The 19,653-nt window shown below is 56.7% G+C and carries 19 protein-coding genes; 12 read left to right on the forward strand and 7 right to left on the reverse strand.

All coding sequences use genetic code 11. The annotated features are described in order from the left end of the window. Nucleotides 1-74: 74 nt before the first annotated feature. The 10 genes from ACIPF8_RS18150 to ACIPF8_RS18195 all read left to right on the forward strand — a co-directional run bounded on the left by ACIPF8_RS18150 (nucleotide 75) and on the right by ACIPF8_RS18195 (nucleotide 8,691). Entirely contained in the window at nucleotides 75-695 is a 621-nt protein-coding gene (locus tag ACIPF8_RS18150; RefSeq protein ID WP_400423657.1) for a hypothetical protein, read from the forward strand. After that, entirely contained in the window at nucleotides 695-1,216 is a 522-nt protein-coding gene (locus ACIPF8_RS18155) for a TlpA disulfide reductase family protein (RefSeq protein WP_400423658.1), read from the forward strand. Before ACIPF8_RS18150 ends, ACIPF8_RS18155 begins: the two co-directional genes overlap by 1 nt. 139 nt (nucleotides 1,217-1,355) lie before the next feature. Continuing rightward, nucleotides 1,356-1,793, forward strand: coding sequence for a type II 3-dehydroquinate dehydratase (gene aroQ, locus ACIPF8_RS18160; protein ID WP_400423660.1), 438 nt, complete (start codon nucleotides 1,356-1,358; stop codon nucleotides 1,791-1,793). Between the two features lie 149 nt (nucleotides 1,794-1,942). Then, nucleotides 1,943-2,410 carry an acetyl-CoA carboxylase biotin carboxyl carrier protein gene (accB, locus tag ACIPF8_RS18165; protein WP_400423662.1) on the forward strand — a complete coding sequence of 156 codons (468 nt, stop codon included), beginning with the start codon at nucleotides 1,943-1,945 and terminating at the stop codon, nucleotides 2,408-2,410. Nucleotides 2,411-2,575: 165 nt separating this feature from the next. Continuing rightward, the gene (accC, locus tag ACIPF8_RS18170; protein WP_061536970.1) at nucleotides 2,576-3,958 is read left to right on the forward strand and encodes an acetyl-CoA carboxylase biotin carboxylase subunit; all 1,383 of its coding nucleotides are present in this window, start codon (nucleotides 2,576-2,578) and stop codon (nucleotides 3,956-3,958) included. Nucleotides 3,959-4,027: 69 nt separating this feature from the next. Next, the gene (prmA, locus tag ACIPF8_RS18175) at nucleotides 4,028-4,939 is read left to right on the forward strand and encodes a 50S ribosomal protein L11 methyltransferase (RefSeq protein WP_400423664.1); all 912 of its coding nucleotides are present in this window, start codon (nucleotides 4,028-4,030) and stop codon (nucleotides 4,937-4,939) included. Between the two features lie 10 nt (nucleotides 4,940-4,949). After that, nucleotides 4,950-6,428: a DUF3426 domain-containing protein gene (locus tag ACIPF8_RS18180; RefSeq protein WP_400423666.1), complete on the forward strand. Its 1,479-nt coding sequence runs from the start codon at nucleotides 4,950-4,952 to the stop codon at nucleotides 6,426-6,428. A gap of 223 nt (nucleotides 6,429-6,651) precedes the next feature. Further along, entirely contained in the window at nucleotides 6,652-7,584 is a 933-nt protein-coding gene (locus ACIPF8_RS18185) for a carbohydrate kinase family protein (RefSeq protein ID WP_400423667.1), read from the forward strand. Between the two features lie 206 nt (nucleotides 7,585-7,790). Then, complete coding sequence (locus ACIPF8_RS18190) at nucleotides 7,791-8,018, forward strand: hypothetical protein (RefSeq protein WP_400423669.1); 228 nt, start codon at nucleotides 7,791-7,793, stop codon at nucleotides 8,016-8,018. A 133-nt stretch (nucleotides 8,019-8,151) separates the two neighbouring features. Beyond that, nucleotides 8,152-8,691: a peroxiredoxin gene (locus ACIPF8_RS18195; protein WP_400423671.1), complete on the forward strand. Its 540-nt coding sequence runs from the start codon at nucleotides 8,152-8,154 to the stop codon at nucleotides 8,689-8,691. Between the two features lie 79 nt (nucleotides 8,692-8,770). Here ACIPF8_RS18195 and ACIPF8_RS18200 read toward each other — a convergent pair whose 3' ends face one another. Continuing rightward, nucleotides 8,771-10,012, reverse strand: coding sequence for an MFS transporter (locus tag ACIPF8_RS18200; RefSeq protein WP_400423779.1), 1,242 nt, complete (start codon nucleotides 10,010-10,012; stop codon nucleotides 8,771-8,773). A 243-nt stretch (nucleotides 10,013-10,255) separates the two neighbouring features. On the opposite strand from ACIPF8_RS18200, the gene ACIPF8_RS18205 reads away from it, so the two are divergent. Next, a complete protein-coding gene (locus tag ACIPF8_RS18205) occupies nucleotides 10,256-11,047 on the forward strand; it encodes an AraC family transcriptional regulator (protein WP_400423673.1) in 792 nt (263 codons plus the stop codon). Between the two features lie 223 nt (nucleotides 11,048-11,270). Here the strand turns inward: ACIPF8_RS18205 and ACIPF8_RS18210 are convergent, their stop codons facing one another. Next, a complete protein-coding gene (locus ACIPF8_RS18210; protein WP_400423675.1) occupies nucleotides 11,271-11,879 on the reverse strand; it encodes a glutathione S-transferase N-terminal domain-containing protein in 609 nt (202 codons plus the stop codon). 237 nt (nucleotides 11,880-12,116) lie between these two features. Here ACIPF8_RS18210 and purB point away from each other — a divergent pair, with 237 nt between their 5' ends. Then, nucleotides 12,117-13,484, forward strand: a complete 1,368-nt coding sequence (gene purB, locus ACIPF8_RS18215) for an adenylosuccinate lyase (protein ID WP_400423781.1) — start codon at nucleotides 12,117-12,119, stop codon at nucleotides 13,482-13,484. 227 nt (nucleotides 13,485-13,711) lie between these two features. Here purB and secF read toward each other — a convergent pair whose 3' ends face one another. The 5 genes from secF to queA all read right to left on the reverse strand — a co-directional run bounded on the left by secF (nucleotide 13,712) and on the right by queA (nucleotide 19,553). Continuing rightward, nucleotides 13,712-14,656 carry a protein translocase subunit SecF gene (gene secF, locus ACIPF8_RS18220; RefSeq protein ID WP_400423677.1) on the reverse strand — a complete coding sequence of 315 codons (945 nt, stop codon included), beginning with the start codon at nucleotides 14,654-14,656 and terminating at the stop codon, nucleotides 13,712-13,714. 102 nt (nucleotides 14,657-14,758) lie between these two features. Continuing rightward, the gene (gene secD / locus ACIPF8_RS18225; RefSeq protein ID WP_400423678.1) at nucleotides 14,759-16,624 is read right to left on the reverse strand and encodes a protein translocase subunit SecD; all 1,866 of its coding nucleotides are present in this window, start codon (nucleotides 16,622-16,624) and stop codon (nucleotides 14,759-14,761) included. Nucleotides 16,625-16,805: 181 nt separating this feature from the next. Beyond that, nucleotides 16,806-17,159 (reverse strand): preprotein translocase subunit YajC, encoded by a 354-nt coding sequence (gene yajC / locus ACIPF8_RS18230; protein WP_400423680.1) that lies wholly within the window; start codon nucleotides 17,157-17,159, stop codon nucleotides 16,806-16,808. A 219-nt stretch (nucleotides 17,160-17,378) separates the two neighbouring features. Beyond that, entirely contained in the window at nucleotides 17,379-18,506 is a 1,128-nt protein-coding gene (gene tgt / locus ACIPF8_RS18235) for a tRNA guanosine(34) transglycosylase Tgt (protein WP_400423682.1), read from the reverse strand. Nucleotides 18,507-18,533: 27 nt separating this feature from the next. Next, a complete protein-coding gene (gene queA / locus ACIPF8_RS18240; RefSeq protein ID WP_400423684.1) occupies nucleotides 18,534-19,553 on the reverse strand; it encodes a tRNA preQ1(34) S-adenosylmethionine ribosyltransferase-isomerase QueA in 1,020 nt (339 codons plus the stop codon). Nucleotides 19,554-19,653: the final 100 nt, after the last annotated feature.

The raw sequence follows: 19,653 nt of genomic DNA on the forward strand, positions 1-19,653 counted from the left end.
TTTTCCGGGCGACTTCGGCTTCGCAGTTGCGGCGGAATGGCACACTAACCAGAAATCGCTTTATGATCCGGCTTATGGCATCCAATCTCTCTCCTGAACTAGAACAACTGCGCGCAGAAATTGCCGCAACGGCGGCACGCATGATCGCGGAAGACGGCGCCGATTATGGCACCGCAAAGCGCAAAGCCGTCAAAATGTGCCTGGGCAACAAACGGGTTCGCGGCGAATTCCTGCCCGATAATGCCCAGATCGAAGAAGAAGTACGCATCTATAACGAATTATTCTTCGGCGACACCCAGCCCGGGCGACTTTTACATTTACGGCAACTTGCTGTCGAAATGATGGGCGAACTGGCTCAGTTTAATCCCTACCTTACCGGTGCAGTCCTCAACGGCACAGCTAGCGAGCACTCGGACATTTATCTGCATTTGTTCGTCGACAGCCCCAAAGACGTTGAAATTTTCCTTTTTAACAAGAATGTGCAGTTTGAGCTATCAAGCAGCCCATCCCTTAAAAGCGGTGGTAATAACGACCCGGTGGAAACTGTGAGTTTCATGTATAAAAAAGAAGGTATACATTTAACCCTATATGAAACTGACGATTTGCGAGGTAGTATCAGGGCCGCGTCAGGCAAGCGTGCAGAACGCGCCGACTTGAATGCCGTACGCATGTTAATCAATCAAGAAGAAGATTAATGAAACGAAATATTTTGATATTTGTGCCGATTGCGATTCTATTTTGCGCTATCGGCATTTATTTTGGTGTACAACGCCATACGCCAGCAGCGCCGGAAAACGCTGCCGTCGCCAATTTGTTTACGCAATCGATGCCTGATGCGAGCGGCAAGGCGAGTTCGCTCGCGCAATGGCAAGGCAAGCCGCTGATTGTTAATTTCTGGGCGACCTGGTGTGCACCTTGTGTTGAAGAGATGCCGGAATTGAATGCCTTGCAAGCGGAAATAGCTTCCAAGAACATTCAAATTATCGGGATTGGCATCGATTCCCAAGACAACATCGCCCAATTTGCCGAGAAATACAAGATTTCCTATCCTCTATATGTGGCCGGCAGCGGTGCCACGGCGTTACTGCGGCAGTTCGGCAACCAGGCTGGCGGGCTGCCGTTCACGGTCTTGATCGGCCGCGATGGGGCCGTGAAAAAGGTATATTTGGGCAGTATTAAATTCGATGAAATACGCAAGGACTTGGCATTACTTTAAATATTATTAAGTATTAATTTCTCCAAAAAGAAATTTAACAAATCCACGCCGAAATTTCACAGAAACAATTTTTCCCTTGCCAGTCAACGTCATTTGACGGCAAAATGCGCGCATCGTCGTCAAACGGAGCACTATCTCCATGGCAAAAAATATACTTCTACTCAATGGACCCAACCTGAATCTGCTGGGTACACGAGAGCCAGAAGTCTACGGTTCGACCTCGCTGGCCGATGTCGAGCAGGCAGCCCAGGCCCAGGCAAGCGCCGCCGGCGCCCGGCTGGAGTGCTTCCAAAGCAATCATGAAGGCGCCCTGATAGACCGCATCCATGCGGCCAAGGCAGAAGGCGTCGACGCGATTGTGATCAACCCTGGCGGTCTCACGCATACCAGTGTAGCCTTGCGCGACGCACTGGCGGGAGTCGCTATCCGTTTTGTGGAGATCCACATCTCGAATATCCACCAGCGAGAAGCTTTCCGGCATCACTCCTATTTGTCGGATGTGGCTGTTGGGGTCATTTGCGGTTTGGGCGTGGACGGTTATCGCGCCGCCGTTGATTTTGCAATTAAGAAACTCTAGTTGAACACGCGTTGTAATTGAAGCTTTGCCGCGGCGGATCCTTCGTGCTTGCAAGCAGCTTGCAACTTCGCGGATTCGACTGCTAAAAAAACGAAAATTGCTTTAAATTTTCACTATTTATAGAACACACATATTCTGAAGGATTGCATATGGATTTGAGAAAACTCAAGACGCTGATCGACCTGGTCGCTGAATCGGACATCGAAGAGCTGGAAGTGACCGAAGGCGAAAGCAAGGTCCGTATCGTCAAATCATCTGCATCCCCGCAGAACCAGGTTGTCATGATGCAGCCGCAGGCGCAGCAACAACCAGCACATTTCCAGGTAGCGCCAACTGCCTCGGCTCCAGTCGCAGCGCCGGTTGAAGTGGCAGCGGTACCGGAAGGCCACATCGTCAAATCGCCGATGGTTGGTACCTTCTACCGCTCGTCGGCTCCCGGCACGCCACCGTTTGTCGAAGTCGGCTCGGAAATCAAAGAAGGCGGCACCTTGTGCATCATCGAAGCGATGAAACTGTTGAATGAAATCGAAGCCGACGCTTCCGGCGTAGTAAAGAAGATTCTGGTTGAGAACGGCCAGCCGGTCGAGTTCGGCCAACCACTGTTTATCATTGGCTAATATTTATCCGGCGCCATCGGGCTTTCCCGATGGCGCCATTCTGGTTGCCAATGCAGGGCCATCCGGTTCGCTTGCAACGTCTCACGCAGCGCACCGCAGCTCGCCCGTATTGCCAGCCCAATGCTTGATAACGCTTGACTCTTAGCGACGCACATACCATTTACTATGTTTGAAAAAATCCTTATTGCCAATCGCGGCGAAATTGCCTTGCGCATTCAACGCGCCTGCCGTGAAATGGGCATCAAAACCGTGATGGTCCATTCCGAAGCCGATCGCGACGCCAAATACGTGAAACTGGCTGACGAATCGGTCTGTATCGGACCGGCGCCGTCCAGCCTGAGCTATCTCAACATGCCGGCCATCATCAGCGCGGCGGAAGTTACCGACGCCGAGGCGATCCACCCTGGCTACGGCTTCCTGTCGGAAAACGCCGATTTCGCCGAACGCGTGGAGCAATCCGGCTTCGTCTTCATCGGCCCGCGTCCGGCCAACATCCGCCTGATGGGCGATAAGGTATCGGCGAAGCAAGCCATGATCCGCGCTGGCGTGCCATGCGTTCCCGGCTCCGAAGGCGCACTGCCGGACGATCCGAAAGAAATCGTCAAGATCGCCCGCAAGATCGGTTATCCGGTCATCATCAAGGCCGCTGGCGGCGGTGGCGGACGCGGCATGCGCGTGGTGCACACTGAAGCCGCACTGGCCAATGCCGTGACCATGACCAAGACGGAAGCCGGCGCTGCATTCGGCAATCCGGAAGTCTATATGGAGAAGTACCTGGAAAATCCGCGTCACGTGGAAATCCAGATCCTCGCCGACCAATTCAAGAACGCCGTCTGGCTGGGCGAACGCGACTGCTCGATGCAGCGCCGCCACCAGAAAGTGATCGAAGAAGCGCCAGCGCCTGGCATCCCACGCAAGATCATCGAGAAGATCGGCGATCGTTGCGCCGAAGCCTGCCGCAAGATGGATTACCGCGGCGCCGGCACGTTTGAATTCCTGTATGAAAACGGCGAGTTCTACTTCATCGAAATGAATACCCGGGTCCAGGTTGAGCATCCGATCACCGAGATGATCACCGGCATCGACATCGTCCAGGAACAGATTCGCATTGCGGCCGGCGAAAAGCTGCGCTTCCGTCAACGCGATATCCAGCTCTCCGGTCACGCCATCGAATGCCGTATCAACGCCGAAGACCCATTCAAATTTACCCCATCTCCCGGCAAAATCCTGTCGTGGCATGCTCCTGGCGGCCCTGGCATCCGGGTTGACTCGCATGCCTACGCCGGTTACTTCGTGCCGCCGCATTACGACTCGATGGTCGGCAAGGTGATTTCTTACGGCGCCAATCGCGAGCAAGCGATCAAGCGCATGCAGATCGCGCTGTCGGAAATGGTGGTCGAGGGTATCCAGACCAACATCCAGCTGCACCGCGAACTGATGATCGATGCGCGCTTCATTGAAGGCGGCACCAACATCCATTATCTTGAGCATAAACTGGCTGAACGTCCGGTTGTGGCCAAGGAAACGGATAAAGCGGTCAAGAAATAAAGACGGCAGCGGGCTTTCACGCCCGCGCCGGCGCTCCATAACGCACAAGTACAGTAATTAAGGCATCAGATGAGTTGGACCGAAATTGTTATTGAAGTGCCACTAACCGACGCCGAGAATCTGTCCGATGCGTTGATGGAGGCTGGCGCGCTGTCGGTTTCAGTGGAAGACGCCGACGAAGGTACCGCATCCGAACAACCGCTGTTCGGCGAGCCTGGCATGGAGCCCAAGGAAGCGGCATGGCAGCGCAGCCGCGTAGTGGTCCTGGCCGAAGTCGATGCCGACCACGCAGCCATCGTCAGCACTGCCGCCGCAGCCTGCGGCGTGCCGGTCCCACCTTATTCCTTGCGCCCAGTCGCGGCACAGGATTGGGTGCGATTGACGCAATCGCAATTTGATCCGATTCATATCGGCAAGAACATCTGGGTCGTGCCGAGCTGGCACGATGCGCCGGATGCCAACGGCCTGATCCTGGAACTCGATCCGGGCCTGGCGTTCGGCACCGGTAGCCATCCGACTACCCGCCTGTGCATGGAATGGCTGGAAATCAATGTACCGGCGCAGCAGCCGCAATCGCTGCTCGATTACGGCTGCGGCTCCGGCATCCTGGCCATGGTTGCCAAAAAACTCGGCTGCCCGACCGTGGTTGGGGTCGACATTGATCCGCATGCGATCGATGCGGCACGCTACAACAGCGAACGCAATCATTGCAGCGTCGACTACTACCTGCCGGAAGATTTCAGCAGCAGCGCCAGCGTGCAGGTTTTCGACGCCGTGGTAGCCAACATCCTGTCAGGCCCGCTCAAGCTGATGGCGCCGATGCTGTGTAGCCGCATCGCTCCCGGCGGCAGCCTGACCCTGTCCGGCGTGCTCGCGGCCCAGGCCGACGACGTCATCGCCGCCTATGCCCAGTGGATTCCACTGACGGTATGGGCCGAACACGACGGCTGGGTTGCCCTCTCCGGAAAACTGAAGGCATAAGCCGCACACCATGGCGCTAGCGACCCAATGTCCGCATTGTCAAACCACCTTCCGGGTCGCCAATGACCAGTTGAAGCTGCGCGGCGGCCTGGTCCGCTGTGGTAGCTGCCGCGAAGTATTCAACGGCATCGAGCACTTGGTGCGGCCTGAGGTTGCAGCTCCTGTCGCCACACCAGCAGCCGCGCCGGCCGCCTCTCCCGATCCAGTCCCTGCTGCGACGCAGCCAGCCAGCCTGGCTGCACCAGCAATCGCAGCAACGGCGGAACAGAAGCCGGCTACGCCTCCATCGCATCCGCATCAGGAAGAAACCGTCACAGCAACGGCACCGGAACCCGAACCCGAACGTATACCGGAAACCGATGCAACGGTGGTGGTCGCCACCGATCATCCGCTACCGACCATTGCGCGCAGCGAAACCGCCGTGCCTACCCCAGCGCCGTTCGAAAAGATGCCGACCTCCGCATCGGACCGCGTAGAAGCGGCCATCGACGGCCTGGAAGAAGATTTACGCATCGCCGAGGAAACCAGTCAATCCGCTCCTGCCGACGTACATCACACGCCGTTCGGCCTGGTCAAGCCTTCCGCTCCTGCAGAACTGGGTGACGAAACCGGCGAAGCGCCAGCGCCCAATGTCTGGCATCGTCATGTTGATGCAGATGTCGATGGCAACACCTATGTCAGCGACGAGGATGACAGCGACAAACAGATGGCGCGCATGACCTTGATGCATGTTGCCGGCGAAAACGACTACCTGGTCGACACCGACGGCAAGCCAATCCCAAAAGAAGGCAAAGCGCCATCCGATGACGATGAACTTGATCGCATCATCGACGAGTTGCAGCGCAAACCCTGGCGCGGCGTGAAGAATGCATCCGCGGCGCAGAACGCAGCCGACGGCAGTGAAAGCGGCAGCCGCAGGAAGGGTCGCGACAAAACTAATGACTCGGACCCAGAAATTTCCGACGAACCGGATTTCGTCCTCAGTGCCCGCCGCAAGCAACGCATCGGCGGCGCATTGCGCGGCGTCATGTGGGGTGTCGGCGCGCTGTTGCTGGTCGGCGCCATCGGCCAATCGGCTTACCTGTTCCGCGACCAGTTGGCGGTGCGCGTGCCGCAGCTCAAGCCGCTGCTGACCGGCGCCTGCGCCAAAATCGGCTGTCGCGTTGACCTGCCGATGAAAATCGACACGATTTCGATCGATGCCAATGAATTGCAGGCACTTGATCCAGCGCGCAATATCTTTTCGCTGAACCTGCTGCTGCGCAATCGCAGCGACACTGTGCAGGCGTGGCCAAATATCGAATTGACCTTGAACGATGCCAACGAAAAGGCCATCGTGCGCCGCGTATTTACGCCGCGCGATTATCTTAGCGCAGCAACCAATGCCAGTCTTGGTTTCGGTAGCGACCAGGAGCAACCCATCAAGTTGACGTTCGAACTACAGCAACTGAAAGCATCGGGTTATCGGGTTTATCTGTTTTATCCTTGATCTCAGCAAGCTTCGTTTCTCCGATGCTACACTTGGCACAACTGTTTTTATTTGAAATTTAACCGCTTTGTCGTAGGGTGGGCACGCAGTGCCCGCGCGTGCCCATGATGGCCAGAGTGTAAGCCTGCTCGGCATCAACACCGTATGTAGACGCTGTGAATTCACGCGTGGGCACGATGTGGCCACCCTACGCTGCGAAACTCCGTTCCACAAAATATAAACTATGACATCACTCATCTGCGGTTCACTGGCGTACGACGTCATCATGCAATTCCCGGGGCGCTTCTCGGAATCGCTGCTGGCCGATCAATTACATAAAATCAGCGTTTCATTCCTGGTGCCGACCATGCGCCGCGAGTTTGGCGGCTGCGCCGGCAATATCGCCTACAACCTGAAACTGCTGGGCGGCGATCCGCAGATCATGGCGACTGTCGGCCATGATGCCGGTGACTACCTTGAGCGTCTGGATCAGCAAGGTATTTCGCGCCGCTCGGTGCGCACCATCGAGTCGATCTACACCGCGCAATGCTTCATCACCACCGACGCCGACAACAACCAGATCAACGCCTTCCATCCGGGCGCAATGACTTATTCGCATGAAAACAAAGTGGCCGATGCCGGCCCGGTCAAACTGGCGATCGTCGCTCCGGACGGCCGCGACGGCATGCTGCAGCACGCTGAAGATTGCGCCACCCAGGGCATACCGCTGATCTTCGATCCAGGCCAAGGCATGCCGATGTTCAATGGCGATGAGCTGAAGCACTTCATCGAACTGGCGACTTACATCGCGGTCAATGACTACGAAGCAGAAATGCTGGCGTCGCGCACCGGTTTGTCGCTGCAACAGATTGCCGAACGCGTATCGGCGCTGGTGGTAACCCGCGGTGAACTGGGTGCAGAGATCTTTACCTCCAACAGCAAGATCGATATTCCTTGCGTCAAGGCCGAACGGGTGCTCGATCCGACCGGTTGCGGCGACGCTTTCCGTGCCGGCATTCTGTACGGCCTGACCAATGGCATGGACTGGGCCACGACCGGCCGCCTGTCCAGTTTGTTGGGCAGCATCAAGATTGCGCACCTGGGCCCGCAGAACCATGCACCTAGCCGCGCAGAAATCGACGACCAATTCCAGCGTGAATTTGGTTACCGATTGTAAAAGTAGCACATCCTTTTCCATGCTCCGTATTGATACTGTACGGAGTATGGAAAGGAATTAGGCTCTGTTCCGAGGTTTTAATCTTCTTTTTTAGACATACTCCCCTCTATCACCGATTCATGCGTGATACATGCCACCCTTCCCAACCTGAACTTATCTGCTAGGCTTATATCCAATTTCCATTAGATAAACGGATGGAGGGCCAAATGAACAAGCGACTTCTCATGACAGCAGGCTTGCTAGGTGCAACCGTACTGCTGGGGGGCTGCGTTGCCGTGCCTTATAACGGCAACCAGTATTATGGCGGCGGCTATTACGATGGCGGCTACTATGCGCCGGCACCGGTGTATGCGGCGCCTGCCATCGGTATCGGCTTTGGCTATTATGGCGGCTGGGGCGGACGTGGCTGGGGTGGCGGCTGGCGCGGTCGTTGATGCAACGTGCGGTCAGCACAGAATGAGGTCGATGCGCGTCATCGACTGCATATTTTCCGGCTGACCAAACAAGTCATTGGACAACTTCCGTGTCTCGAAGCATGATGGTGGATATCTTTGACCAGGAGTCCCCATGAAACGACTGATTGCAGCATTGCTGATTTGCGGCGCTATGACTGCGCCTGCTTTTGCCGCCCTTAAAGCAGGCGACAAAGCGCCATCCTTCACGACACAAGCGTCGCTGGGCGGCCAGGTGTTTACCTATTCGCTGGCCGACGAGCTGAAAAAAGGCCCGGTCGTGCTGTACTTCTATCCCGCCGCCTTCACCAAGGGCTGCACCATTGAAGCGCATCTGTTTGCCGATGCGGTCGACAAGTACAAAGCACTCGGCGCCACCGTAATCGGAGTCTCTGCAGATAACATCGATACCCTCAACAAATTTTCGGTAAGCGAATGCCGCAGCAAGTTTCCGGTTGCCGCCGACCAGGACCAGAGCATCATGAAATCCTACGATTCGGTGCTGCTCTATAAAACCGGTTATGCCGACCGCGTGTCCTACGTGATCGCACCGAACGGCAGCATCATTTACGAATACAGCAGCATGGACCCGGACAAGCACGTCAGCAACACGCTGCAGGCGCTGGAACAATGGGTCGCCAAGCAAAAGAAATAATCATAACGGTTCTCCAAAATAAAAAAGCGCGCTTGCCAAATGCAAGCGCGCTTTTTTTATGAACGTCTTATCTGCGAGGTCAGCCCGCTGCCTTGCGCCGATAGGCATCGAGATTCGGCAGGAACATCGCCAGCAAGCCGATCAGCGGCAGGAACGAGCAAACCTGGTAGACGAAGCTGATGCTGGTCATGTCAGCCAATTTGCCCAGCGCCGCGGCGCCGATGCCGCCCATGCCGAAGGCAAAGCCGAAGAACAGGCCGGATACGGTGCCCACCTTGCCTGGCACCAGTTCCTGGGCAAACACCAGGATCGCCGAGAATGCCGAAGCCAGGATCACGCCGATCACCACCGTCAGGATGCCGGTCCAGAACAGGTTGGCATATGGCAGCATCAATGTGAACGGGGCCACGCCCAGAATCGACACCCAGATCACCAGCTTGCGCCCGACCTTGTCACCGATCGGTCCGCCCAGCACGGTGCCGGCAGCGACCGAAAACAGGAACACGAACAAGTGCAACTGCGCCGACTGCACCGACAGATGGAATTTATCGATCAGGTAGAACGTGAAATAGCTGCTCAAGCTGGCCATGTAGAAGTACTTGGAAAAGATCAGCATCAGCAGGATGCCGATCGAAAACATGACCTTCTTGCGTGGCAACACGAAATGCGGCTGCTGCGCCTTGGCTGGCCGGCTCTTGGCCTCCTGACGCTTGCGCTTGTACCAGTTGCCGATCTGCCACAGCACCACGATCGCCAGCAGCGCTGCGGCCGAAAACCAGGCGATGCTGCTTTGTCCGTGCGGGATCACGATCCATGCGGCCAGCAACGGCCCCATCGAGCTGCCGGCATTGCCGCCGACCTGGAAGATCGATTGTGCCAAGCCATGGCGGCCGCCGGACGCCATGCGGGCAACCCGTGACGATTCCGGATGGAAGATCGACGAACCGGTGCCGACCAGCGCCGCCGCCAACAGCAGGATGCCGTAGTTGGGCGCAACCGACAGCAGCAACAGGCCGATCAGCGTAAAGCCCATCCCCAGCGCCAGCGAATACGGCTTCGGATGCTTGTCGGTGTACAGCCCGACCAGCGGCTGCAGGATCGATGCGGTAATCTGATAAGTCAGCGTGATCAGGCCGATCTGTGCGAAGCTGAGGTTGAAATTCCCCTTCAGCAGCGGATAGATCGACAGGATCAGCGACTGGATCATGTCGTTGAGGAAGTGCGCAAAACTGATGGCGCCCAATACACGGAAGCCGGTCTTTTCGGCATCGTGCGACCCCAGCGTGGGGGAAAGTTGCTTGGTAGCGGTTTGCATGGTCATCGAATAAAAGTGGGAAATCATGTGCCCCAGATGGCGCCGCCGCCTCTTGTATCGCGTCGCAGCGGGCTTTGGTCATGGGCAAGTTAGAAGTGTAAGCAAAAACTTGGAGACTGTTTTAAGATAGGGCGACATAATTTGTCGACTTTCTGCCAATTTGACCTGCCGACCGTTGCCTGCCATCCTCGCCCACAGCTGTCAGACCGGGCTTGGCCCAGAAGCATCACAGTATTTAGAGATAAGCCCATGCCCGCGCAAATACTCACCCATACCCGCATCGGCCTGCTTGACGTTGTGCCGGATGCAACACATCCGGTCCGGCTGCGCGCCCGCAACCTGGAGGCTGCCGAACAGCTGCACGCCCACTCACATCCATGGGGACAGGTTACCTATGCTGCGGAAGGCGTGCTGCGCGTCAGCGTCGGCAACAGCACCTGGATCGTGCCACCGCTCAGGGCAATCTGGATTCCGCCGCTGGTGGAGCATGAAATCGCCACCATGGAAAAATCGCTATTGCGCGCACTGTATGTGCATAGCGACTCGGTGCCGTTTCAAGGCCGGCAATGCATCGTGCTGGAAGTCTCCACCTTGCTGCGCGAACTGATCGCCGCACTATCGCAGGTCAATGAAGATAGCCAGCGCGAGTCGCTGATCAGCCAGTTGATCCTGAACGAACTGGCCGAAGCCAAGACCCAGGCGATACGGATCGCGCTGCCGACCGAGAAACGCCTGCACGCCATCTGCCAGGCCCTGATCGAGACACCCGATTCAAATACCACGCTAGCCGATTGGGCACAGCAAGTCGGCGCTTCGGAAAGAACCCTGGCGCGATTGTTCGAACGCGACCTGGGCATGACTTTCGGCCAATGGCGGCAACAGATCAGACTGGCGCATGCCGCGCCGATGATCGCGCGCGGCATGCCGCTGTCGCTGGTTGCGGCCGAATTGGGCTATGCCAGCCAGTCGGCGTTTTCCGCGATGTTCCGCAAAACCTTCGGGCAGTCGCCATCGACTTTCTTCACGCCCAAGAAAAACTAGCGCGCCATCAGTTAAGAGACGACAACGTGGAATGACAAATCCTGATCGGATCGTAGTTGGGCGAAGTGCCCGGAAATGCGTGGGAATTGATGCGGAGGGAAGATATATCTGAAATCTGGGCGCTGGCTGTTTCGTCTTCTATTTGACGAAACAGCCAGCGTCAGTGATCTGAGTTGCTGCTTTTGCTATGCGCCTATTGTCCGCACCAGTTGGCGTATTACGCTTACTGTGGGACGGTATCCTTGAACGACTGGCGCTCGGACAATTTCTCGAACAATTTTGCCAGTGTCGGATAATCTTCGCGCCAGGTGATTTCCGGGAAACGGAAACTGAGCCAGCCCAGTGCGCAACCAACTGCAACATCGGCCAGCGAATAATGCGTGCCGGAACAGAATGGTTTTTCTGCCAAACCGGTCGCCATCGCCTTCAGGCCGGCATCGATCTTGCGCTGCTGGCGATCGATCCAGGCCTGGCTGCGCAATTCGGCAGGACGCTGCAAGCCTTCCAGTCGGATCATCACACCCGCGTCGAGGACGCCGTCGGCCAGCGCTTCCCAGCATTTGACTTCGGAGCGTTCACGGCTGTTGATCGGAATCAGTTTGCCAACCGGAGTCAGGGTATCGAGATATTCGACGATCACATGAGAATCGAACATGGCGCCGCCATCTTCCATCACCAGGCAAGGTACCTTACCCAACGGATTGGACGCCTGGATCTTGGTGTCCGGAGCCCACACATCCTCCAGCACAAAGTCGTAATCAAGCTTCTTCTCCGCCATGACAACACGGACTTTGCGAACAAAAGGACTACCGAGGGAACCGATCAGCTTCATATGTCACTTATAGCAAAAAATTATGAGCGATTATAGCATTCGACATAAGCCACTTTGTTCATCCCGACCCCTGCCGGCGCGGAAAGCGACAGATTTACCACGATCACAATGGTAAAATTCGGCTTCAGTTGTTATTCCCCTGATTTCTTACGGATAAGCAACAACGGCGCACAATTGCAGTATAGGAATTGTTGCCCCGTGACCTTATCTTCATTCACCTCTATAGTCATCACTATCATGTCTCTTTCCACGCTTTCCGCCCTGTCCCCGCTGGATGGCCGCTACGCCGCCAAAACCGACAAACTGCGCCCGATCCTGTCCGAAGCAGGCTTCATGCACCACCGGGTCAAGGTTGAAATCGCTTGGCTGCAGGCTCTGTCGCAAGCCGGCTTCACTGAAATCAAACCGTTCTCGGCCAGCGCTACCGCGTTGCTCGACAAACTGGCCAGCGATTTCAGCGAAACCGATGCAGAACGCATCAAGGCCATCGAAGCAGTCACCAACCATGACGTGAAAGCAGTCGAATACTGGCTGAAAGAGCAAGTCAAGGATGTACCGGAACTGGTTGCGGCGTCGGAGTTCATCCACTTCGCCTGCACTTCCGAAGACATCAACAATACCTCGCACGGCATGATGCTGAAAGCGGCGCGCGACACCGTGTTGCTGCCGGCTCTGCAACAAGTGATTGCCAAGCTGACCGAACTGGCGCACGCCAACGCCGATCTGCCGATGATGTCGCGCACCCACGGCCAGCCGGCCAGCCCGACCACACTCGGCAAGGAAATCGCCAACGTTGTGGCACGCCTGCAGCGCGCCACCAAGCGCATCGCCGCAGTCGAAATCCTCGGCAAGATGAACGGCGCCGTCGGCAACTACAATGCCCACCTGTCGGCTTACCCCGACTTCGATTGGGAAAACTTCTCCAAGAACGTCATCGAACAACGCCTCGGCCTGGTCTTCAATCCATACACCATCCAGATCGAGCCACACGACTACATGGCCGAACTGTTCGATGCAATCAGCCGCAGCAACACCATCCTGCTGGATTTGAACCGCGATATCTGGGGTTACATCTCGCTCGGCTACTTCAAGCAACGCACCAAGGCCGGCGAAATCGGTTCATCGACCATGCCGCACAAGGTCAACCCGATCGACTTCGAAAATTCCGAAGGTAACCTGGGCATGGCCAACGCCGTGCTCAAGCACATGTCGGAAAAACTGCCGCTGTCACGCTGGCAGCGCGACCTGACCGATTCGACCGTGCTGCGCAATATCGGCGTCGGCCTCGGTTATGCGATCCTGGCGTACGACAGCTGCCTGCGTGGCTTGAACAAGCTGGAAGTCAATCCAGCGCGCCTGGGTGAAGACCTGGACGCAACCTGGGAAGTGCTGGCGGAACCGGTGCAAACCGTGATGCGCCGCTACGGCATTGAAAATCCGTACGAGCAATTGAAAGAGCTGACCCGCGGCAAGGGCATCTCCAAGGATGCGCTGCGCGAGTTCATCCTCAAGCTGGAAATCCCGCAGGAAGCCAAGGATCACTTGCTGGCGATGACGCCGTCCAACTACATCGGACAGGCAGCGGCATTGGCGAAGAAAATCTAAGTAACACTGATTCAAGGAGCGTGCGTGGGCACCAGTGCCCACCCTACGTTTCCTAGCAATAAAAAAACCAGCCCGAAGGCTGGTTTTTTTATTATTCAGATGCCGCAGGGGTTGCGAAAACCCGTAGCGAGCGCTGCAAGGTCGGCAGGAGAATTGCAACCGTACGCAGGTACGGTGAGCATCGCAGTGTCGAGATTGTAGCGCGCAGTAGGTTTATCGATGCCCCGTCAGACTACGGCGCCATCTGTCTCGTCTTTTTCTTTGATCGGCTTGATCATGTCTTCACGCTTGACGCCCAGCCACATTGCTACCGCAGCCGCCACGAATACCGAAGAGTAGATACCGAACAGAATACCGATGGTCAGCGCCAGCGCAAAATAGTGCAGTGCCGGGCCGCCGAAGACGAACATCGACAACACCATGATTTCGGTACTGCCGTGGGTGATGATGGTACGCGAGATGGTGCTGGTGATCGCATGGTTCATCACGTCCGGCACTGCCAGCTTGCCGAAGCGACGGTCACGGAAGGTTTCGCGCACGCGGTCGAACACCACCACCGATTCATTCACCGAATAGCCCAGCACCGCCAGGATCGCCGCCAGCACTGTCAGCGAGAACTCCCACTGGAAGAATGCGAAGAAGCCCAGGATGATGATCACGTCATGCAAGTTGGCGATGATCGCCGCCACCGCGTATTTCCATTCGAAACGGATCGCCAGGTAGATCACGATGCCAATCACCACGAACAGCAGCGCCATCAAGCCGTCATGCGCCAGTTCGTCGCCAACCTGCGGTCCAACGAACTCTGTACGCTTCAGTTCGACATCGGCGTCCTGTTGCTTCAGTGCGGCCAGCACGGTCGCACTTTGCTGACCGGAGTTCACACCTTTTTGGGCAGGCAGACGAATCATGACGTCTTGCGCAGTGCCGAAATTGGTTACCTGGTTGTCGGTATAACCGAGGCCTTCAACAGTCTTGCGAATGCCTTCGATATTCGCCGGCTTGGTGTATGCCACCTCGATGACTGTACCACCGGTAAATTCAATCGACAGATGCAGGCCTTTCGAGAACAGAAAGAACACTGCAGCCACGAACGTCAGCGCCGAAATCACATTGAAAATCAATGCATGGCGCATGAACGGAATATCTTTTTTGATGCGGAAAAGTTCCATCACATTCCTTTTAGTTCACTGTGGCCGCAGCTTAAGGCGGCCTCGAATTACTGCTGCGTCATTCCCGCGCAGGCGGGAATGACGACGTTTCTTGAGCTCGCTTTAAGCGTTCGGCTTCCAGATTTGACCAATCGACAAGCTGGTCAATTTCTTCTTGCGGCCGTACCACAGATTAGCGAAACCGCGCGACACGAAGACCGCCGAGAAAATCGAGGTCAGGATGCCGAGGCAGTGCACCACCGCGAAACCGCGGATCGCACCGGAACCGAAAATCAGCAGCGCCAGGCCGGCGATCAGCGTCGTCACGTTGGAGTCCAGGATGGTGGCCCAGGCGCGGTCGAAACCGATGGAAATCGCAGCTTGCGGTGAATTGCCGTTACGCAGCTCTTCGCGGATACGCTCATTCACCAGCACGTTGGCATCAATCGCAATACCCAGTGTCAGCGCAATCGCGGCGATACCCGGCAAGGTCAAGGTCGCTTGCAATGTCGACAGCACAGCGATCAACAGCAGCAGGTTGACCGATAGCGCCAACACGCTGAACAAGCCGAACAGCATGTAATAGGCGATCATGAACACGGCGATCACGGCAAAGCCGTACATGGTCGAATCAAAGCCCTTCTTGATGTTCTCAGCACCCAACTGCGGACCGATGGTGCGTTCTTCGATGATTTCCATCGGCGCCGCCAGCGAACCGGCGCGCAACAGCAGCGCCAGGTCGGCTGCCGCTTCCGGCGAACCCATGCCGGTGATCTGGAAGCGTGAGCCCAGTTCACTTTGGATGGTCGCTACGGTCAGGACTTCGCCCTTGCCTTTTTCAAACAGCACAATCGCCATGGCCTTGCCGACCTTGCCGCGGGTGGCGTCGCGCATCTTGCGGCCACCGTCGCCGTTAAGGTCGATACTGACTGCAGGCTGCTGGTTCTGGTCAAAGCTGACAGCGGCGTTGGAGATGTAGTCGCCAGTCAGGACTGGATCCTTGTACAGCACTACCGGCGCATTCTTGCCGACCTTGAACAGTTCCGAGCCGAACGGCACAGCTGCAGTGGCTTCGGTACCGCGAGTCACCGACTCATCCACCATCCGCACTTCCAGCGTTGCGGTACGGCCGATGATGTCCTTGGCGCGCGAGACATCCTGCACACCAGGCAGTTGCACCACGATGCGGTCTGCGCCCTGGCGCTGGATGATCGGCTCGGCAACGCCCAATTCATTCACCCGCTTCGACAGCGTGGTGATGTTTTGCGTGACGCCGTTATCGACGATCTGCTTGAGCGCATCCGGCTTCAGCGTCGCCACCAGCGTCGGATCGGTGCCAGCCACCGGCGGCGCAACCTGGAGCTGCATTTCCGTCAATTGCGGCGCCAGCAGGTCGCGCGCCTTGTTGAGGGTGTCCTGGTCACGGAAACTGATTTCGATCGCATCGCCGTTGCGGTTGATGCCGCTGTAGCGGATGTCCTTGTCACGCAAGGCGCCACGGGCGCTGGCTTGCAAGCCTTGCAGGCGCTTGCTGATGACTGCCTTGGTGTCGACCTGCATCAGGAAGTGCACACCGCCGCGCAAATCGAGGCCCAGGTACATTGGGAACGCGTGCATGGCTTGCAGCCAGTGCGGCGTGTTCGGCATCAGGTTGAAGGCGACGACATAGGTCGGATCGGTTGGATCGGTATTCAGGCTTTGCTCAAGCAAGGCCTTGGCCTTGAATTGCGTGTCGGTATCGTGGAAACGGGCGCGTACCGTGCCTTGAGCACCGGTGTTTTCAAACGCGACGCCGTCCGCCTGCAAATTGCCTTGCTGCAGGACTTGCGAGACCCGGTCAGCCAGTGAGCTGTCGATCTTCAGCGTCGATTTGCCGCTGCTCACCTGTACCGCAGGCGATTCGCCAAAGAAGTTCGGTATGGTGTACAGCACGCCAAATAACAGCGCGATGACGATCAGAATATATTTCCAAATAGGATAGCGATTCATATTGATTCAGCGTTCTGTGTGAGTCTCGAGATCAAGTGAGTCTAAACGAGTCTCTTGCTTGCATAGTTGATGCTGCCGATACCCTGCGCGCAGTGCACTGCAGGGCTCTTGTCCGTACCGGGCAGGTACATTTGAAGAGGGCATCCAACCGGATGCCCTCATTCTCTCAAGCTGTGGGCGCTTACAGCACCGTCTTGATCGTACCCTTTGGCAACAGCGTGGTGACCGAACCCTTTTGCACCACGACTTCGGTGCCGCTGGCGACTTCCAAAGTGATGTAACCGTCTGCAACCTTGGTGATCTTGCCCAGCATGCCGCCGGCTGTTACTACTTCGTCGCCTTTGCCGAGCGCGTCCATCATGGATTTTTGCTCTTTCTGACGCTTCATTTGCGGACGAATCATCAGGAAATACAAAACCACGAACATCAGGATGATCGGCAAGAAGCTGGTCAGGTTGCCGCTCAGTCCGAATGGACCGGTTGCAGCAGTAGCAGCAGGCGCAGCTTGCGCATATGCATTGGAAATAATGAACACGAGTTGCTCCAAGTAGTTTGAAAATAGCCCAGCATTCTAGCATTGGGTAGCGGCATACAACCGCCTGGCACATCACCCACCACCATTTATTGCCGGGAAAATCGGGCCGGCACGCTGCAGCGAATACTTTGCTGCAGCGCGAAAAACCCGCTGATATAGATCAATCCGCCAGAAAATAGTTGCAAAATTACATTTTATTACTTGTTTTCCTTGACGCAATCAGACGCCGCGCGCCCGATCAGCGTGGAATTTCACGACAAATGCCGCGAACTGCCCTGCATCCAGCGCGGCCCGGATATTCTTCATCAGGTCCAGGTAATAATGTAGATTGTGTATCGTATTCAGCCGCGCGCCAAGGATTTCGCCGGTGCGGTGCAAATGATGCAAGTAAGCACGGGAGAAATTACGGCAGGCATAGCAGCCGCAGGTTTCGTCGAGCGGCTGGGTATCATCCTTGTAACGCGCATTCTTGATCTTCAGGTCGCCGAAACGGGTGAACAACCAGCCATTGCGGGCATTCCGCGTCGGCATCACGCAATCGAACATGTCGACGCCGTTCTCGACCCCGCCCACCAGGTCTTCCGGGGTGCCGACGCCCATCAGATAGTGCGGCTTGTCGGCCGGCAGGCGTGGCCCGATATGCTGCAGCACACGCATCATTTCTTCCTTCGGTTCCCCGACCGAGAGGCCGCCGATGGCGATACCGTGGAAATTCAGGTCTTCCAAACCGGCTAACGATTCATCGCGCAGGTTTTCAAACATGCCGCCCTGGACGATGCCAAACAGCGCATTCGGATTTTCCAGTTGATCGAACTCGTTCTTCGAACGCTTGGCCCAGCGCAGCGACATGCGCATCGATTGCGCCGCTTCTTCGCTGGTGGCCGGGCGGCCATCGATTTCATACGGCGTGCATTCATCGAACTGCATCACGATGTCGGAATTCAGCGATTTCTGGATCTGCATCGACACCTCGGGCGAGAGGAATAGTTTGTCGCCGTTGATCGGCGAGGAAAATTTCACGCCCTCCTCGGTGATCTTGCGCATCGCGCCGAGCGAAAACACCTGGAAGCCGCCGGAGTCGGTCAGGATCGGCTTGTCCCAGCCCATGAACTTGTGAAGGCCGCTGAATTTGTCGATGACGTCAGTGCCGGGCCGCAGCCACAGATGGAAGGTATTGCCGAGGATGATCTGGGCTTCGATCTCGACCAGCTCCAGCGGCGACATCGCCTTCACCGAGCCATAGGTGCCGACCGGCATGAAGATCGGCGTTTCGACATAGCCGTGGTTCAGTTTCAGACGGCCGCGGCGGGCCTTTCCTTCGGTTTTCAGCAGCGTGAATTCAAGCATGGGTAGTGGCAATCTAAATAATCAGGATCAAACGTTATAGGTAAGCAGCATCGCGTCGCCGTAGCTGAAGAAGCGATAACGCTGCGCGATGGCGTGGGCGTAGGTAGAGCGGATGCGCTCATAGCCGACGAACGCAGAGACCAGCATCAGCAAGGTCGATTTCGGCAAATGGAAATTGGTGACCAGCCGGTCCACAGTCTTGAATGTGTAGCCGGGCGTGATGAACAAGGCAGTATCGGCGCTGCCGGCCTGCAAAACGCCCGATTGCGAGGCCGATTCCAGCGCCCGCAAACTGGTGGTGCCCACCGCTACCACTTTACCGCCAGCCGCCTTGGTGGCTCGCACGGCATCGACTGTCGCCTCGCCGATGGTGTACCACTCGCTGTGCATCTTGTGTTCCGCCAGGTTTTCGCTGCGCACCGGCTGGAAAGTGCCAGCGCCGACATGCAACGTGACGTAGGCGAAGCCAATACCCTTTTGACGCAGGCGTTCCAGCAGGGCCTGGTCGAAATGCAGGCCAGCGGTAGGCGCGGCGACCGCGCCGGCATGCTTGGCATAGACCGTTTGATAACGTGTTTCATCGAACGCATCGGCGTCGTGCTCGATATACGGCGGCAACGGCAGGCGGCCGTGGGCCTCGATCAGTTCAAACACATCGTCCGGGAATTGCAACGTATAAAACTCGCCGACGCGCTCGCCGACCACCACGTCAAATGCCTCGGCGAGCCGGATGCGGGTGCCAGCCGGCGGCGATTTCGAGGCCCGCACCTGCGCATGCACGGTACGGTTGTCGACCACCCGCTCGACCAGCACTTCAACCTTGCCGCCGGTTTCCTTGACGCCGAAAAAGCGCGCCTTGAGTACGCGGGTATCGTTAAACACCAGCAAATCGCCGGCATTGAGCAGGTCGACAATATCGGTAAATTGCCGATCAATTAATTGTTCGCCATCGACGTGCAGCAGGCGCGAAGCGCTGCGCTCGGACAGCGGCGTTTGCGCGATCAGTTCTGGCGGCAGGTCGAAATCGTAGTCGGAAAGAGAGTGCATGCTCGAATAAATAATGAAATAACAGTCAGAGTGTTCAATAGAAAACACCAGGCCGGGTTGCCAATACGGCTATAGGCTTTACAATGGCAAGCGCTGAAAT

This window comes from Collimonas sp. NPDC087041 (assembly GCF_044745265.1).
GTDB lineage: Bacteria > Pseudomonadota > Gammaproteobacteria > Burkholderiales > Burkholderiaceae_D > Collimonas.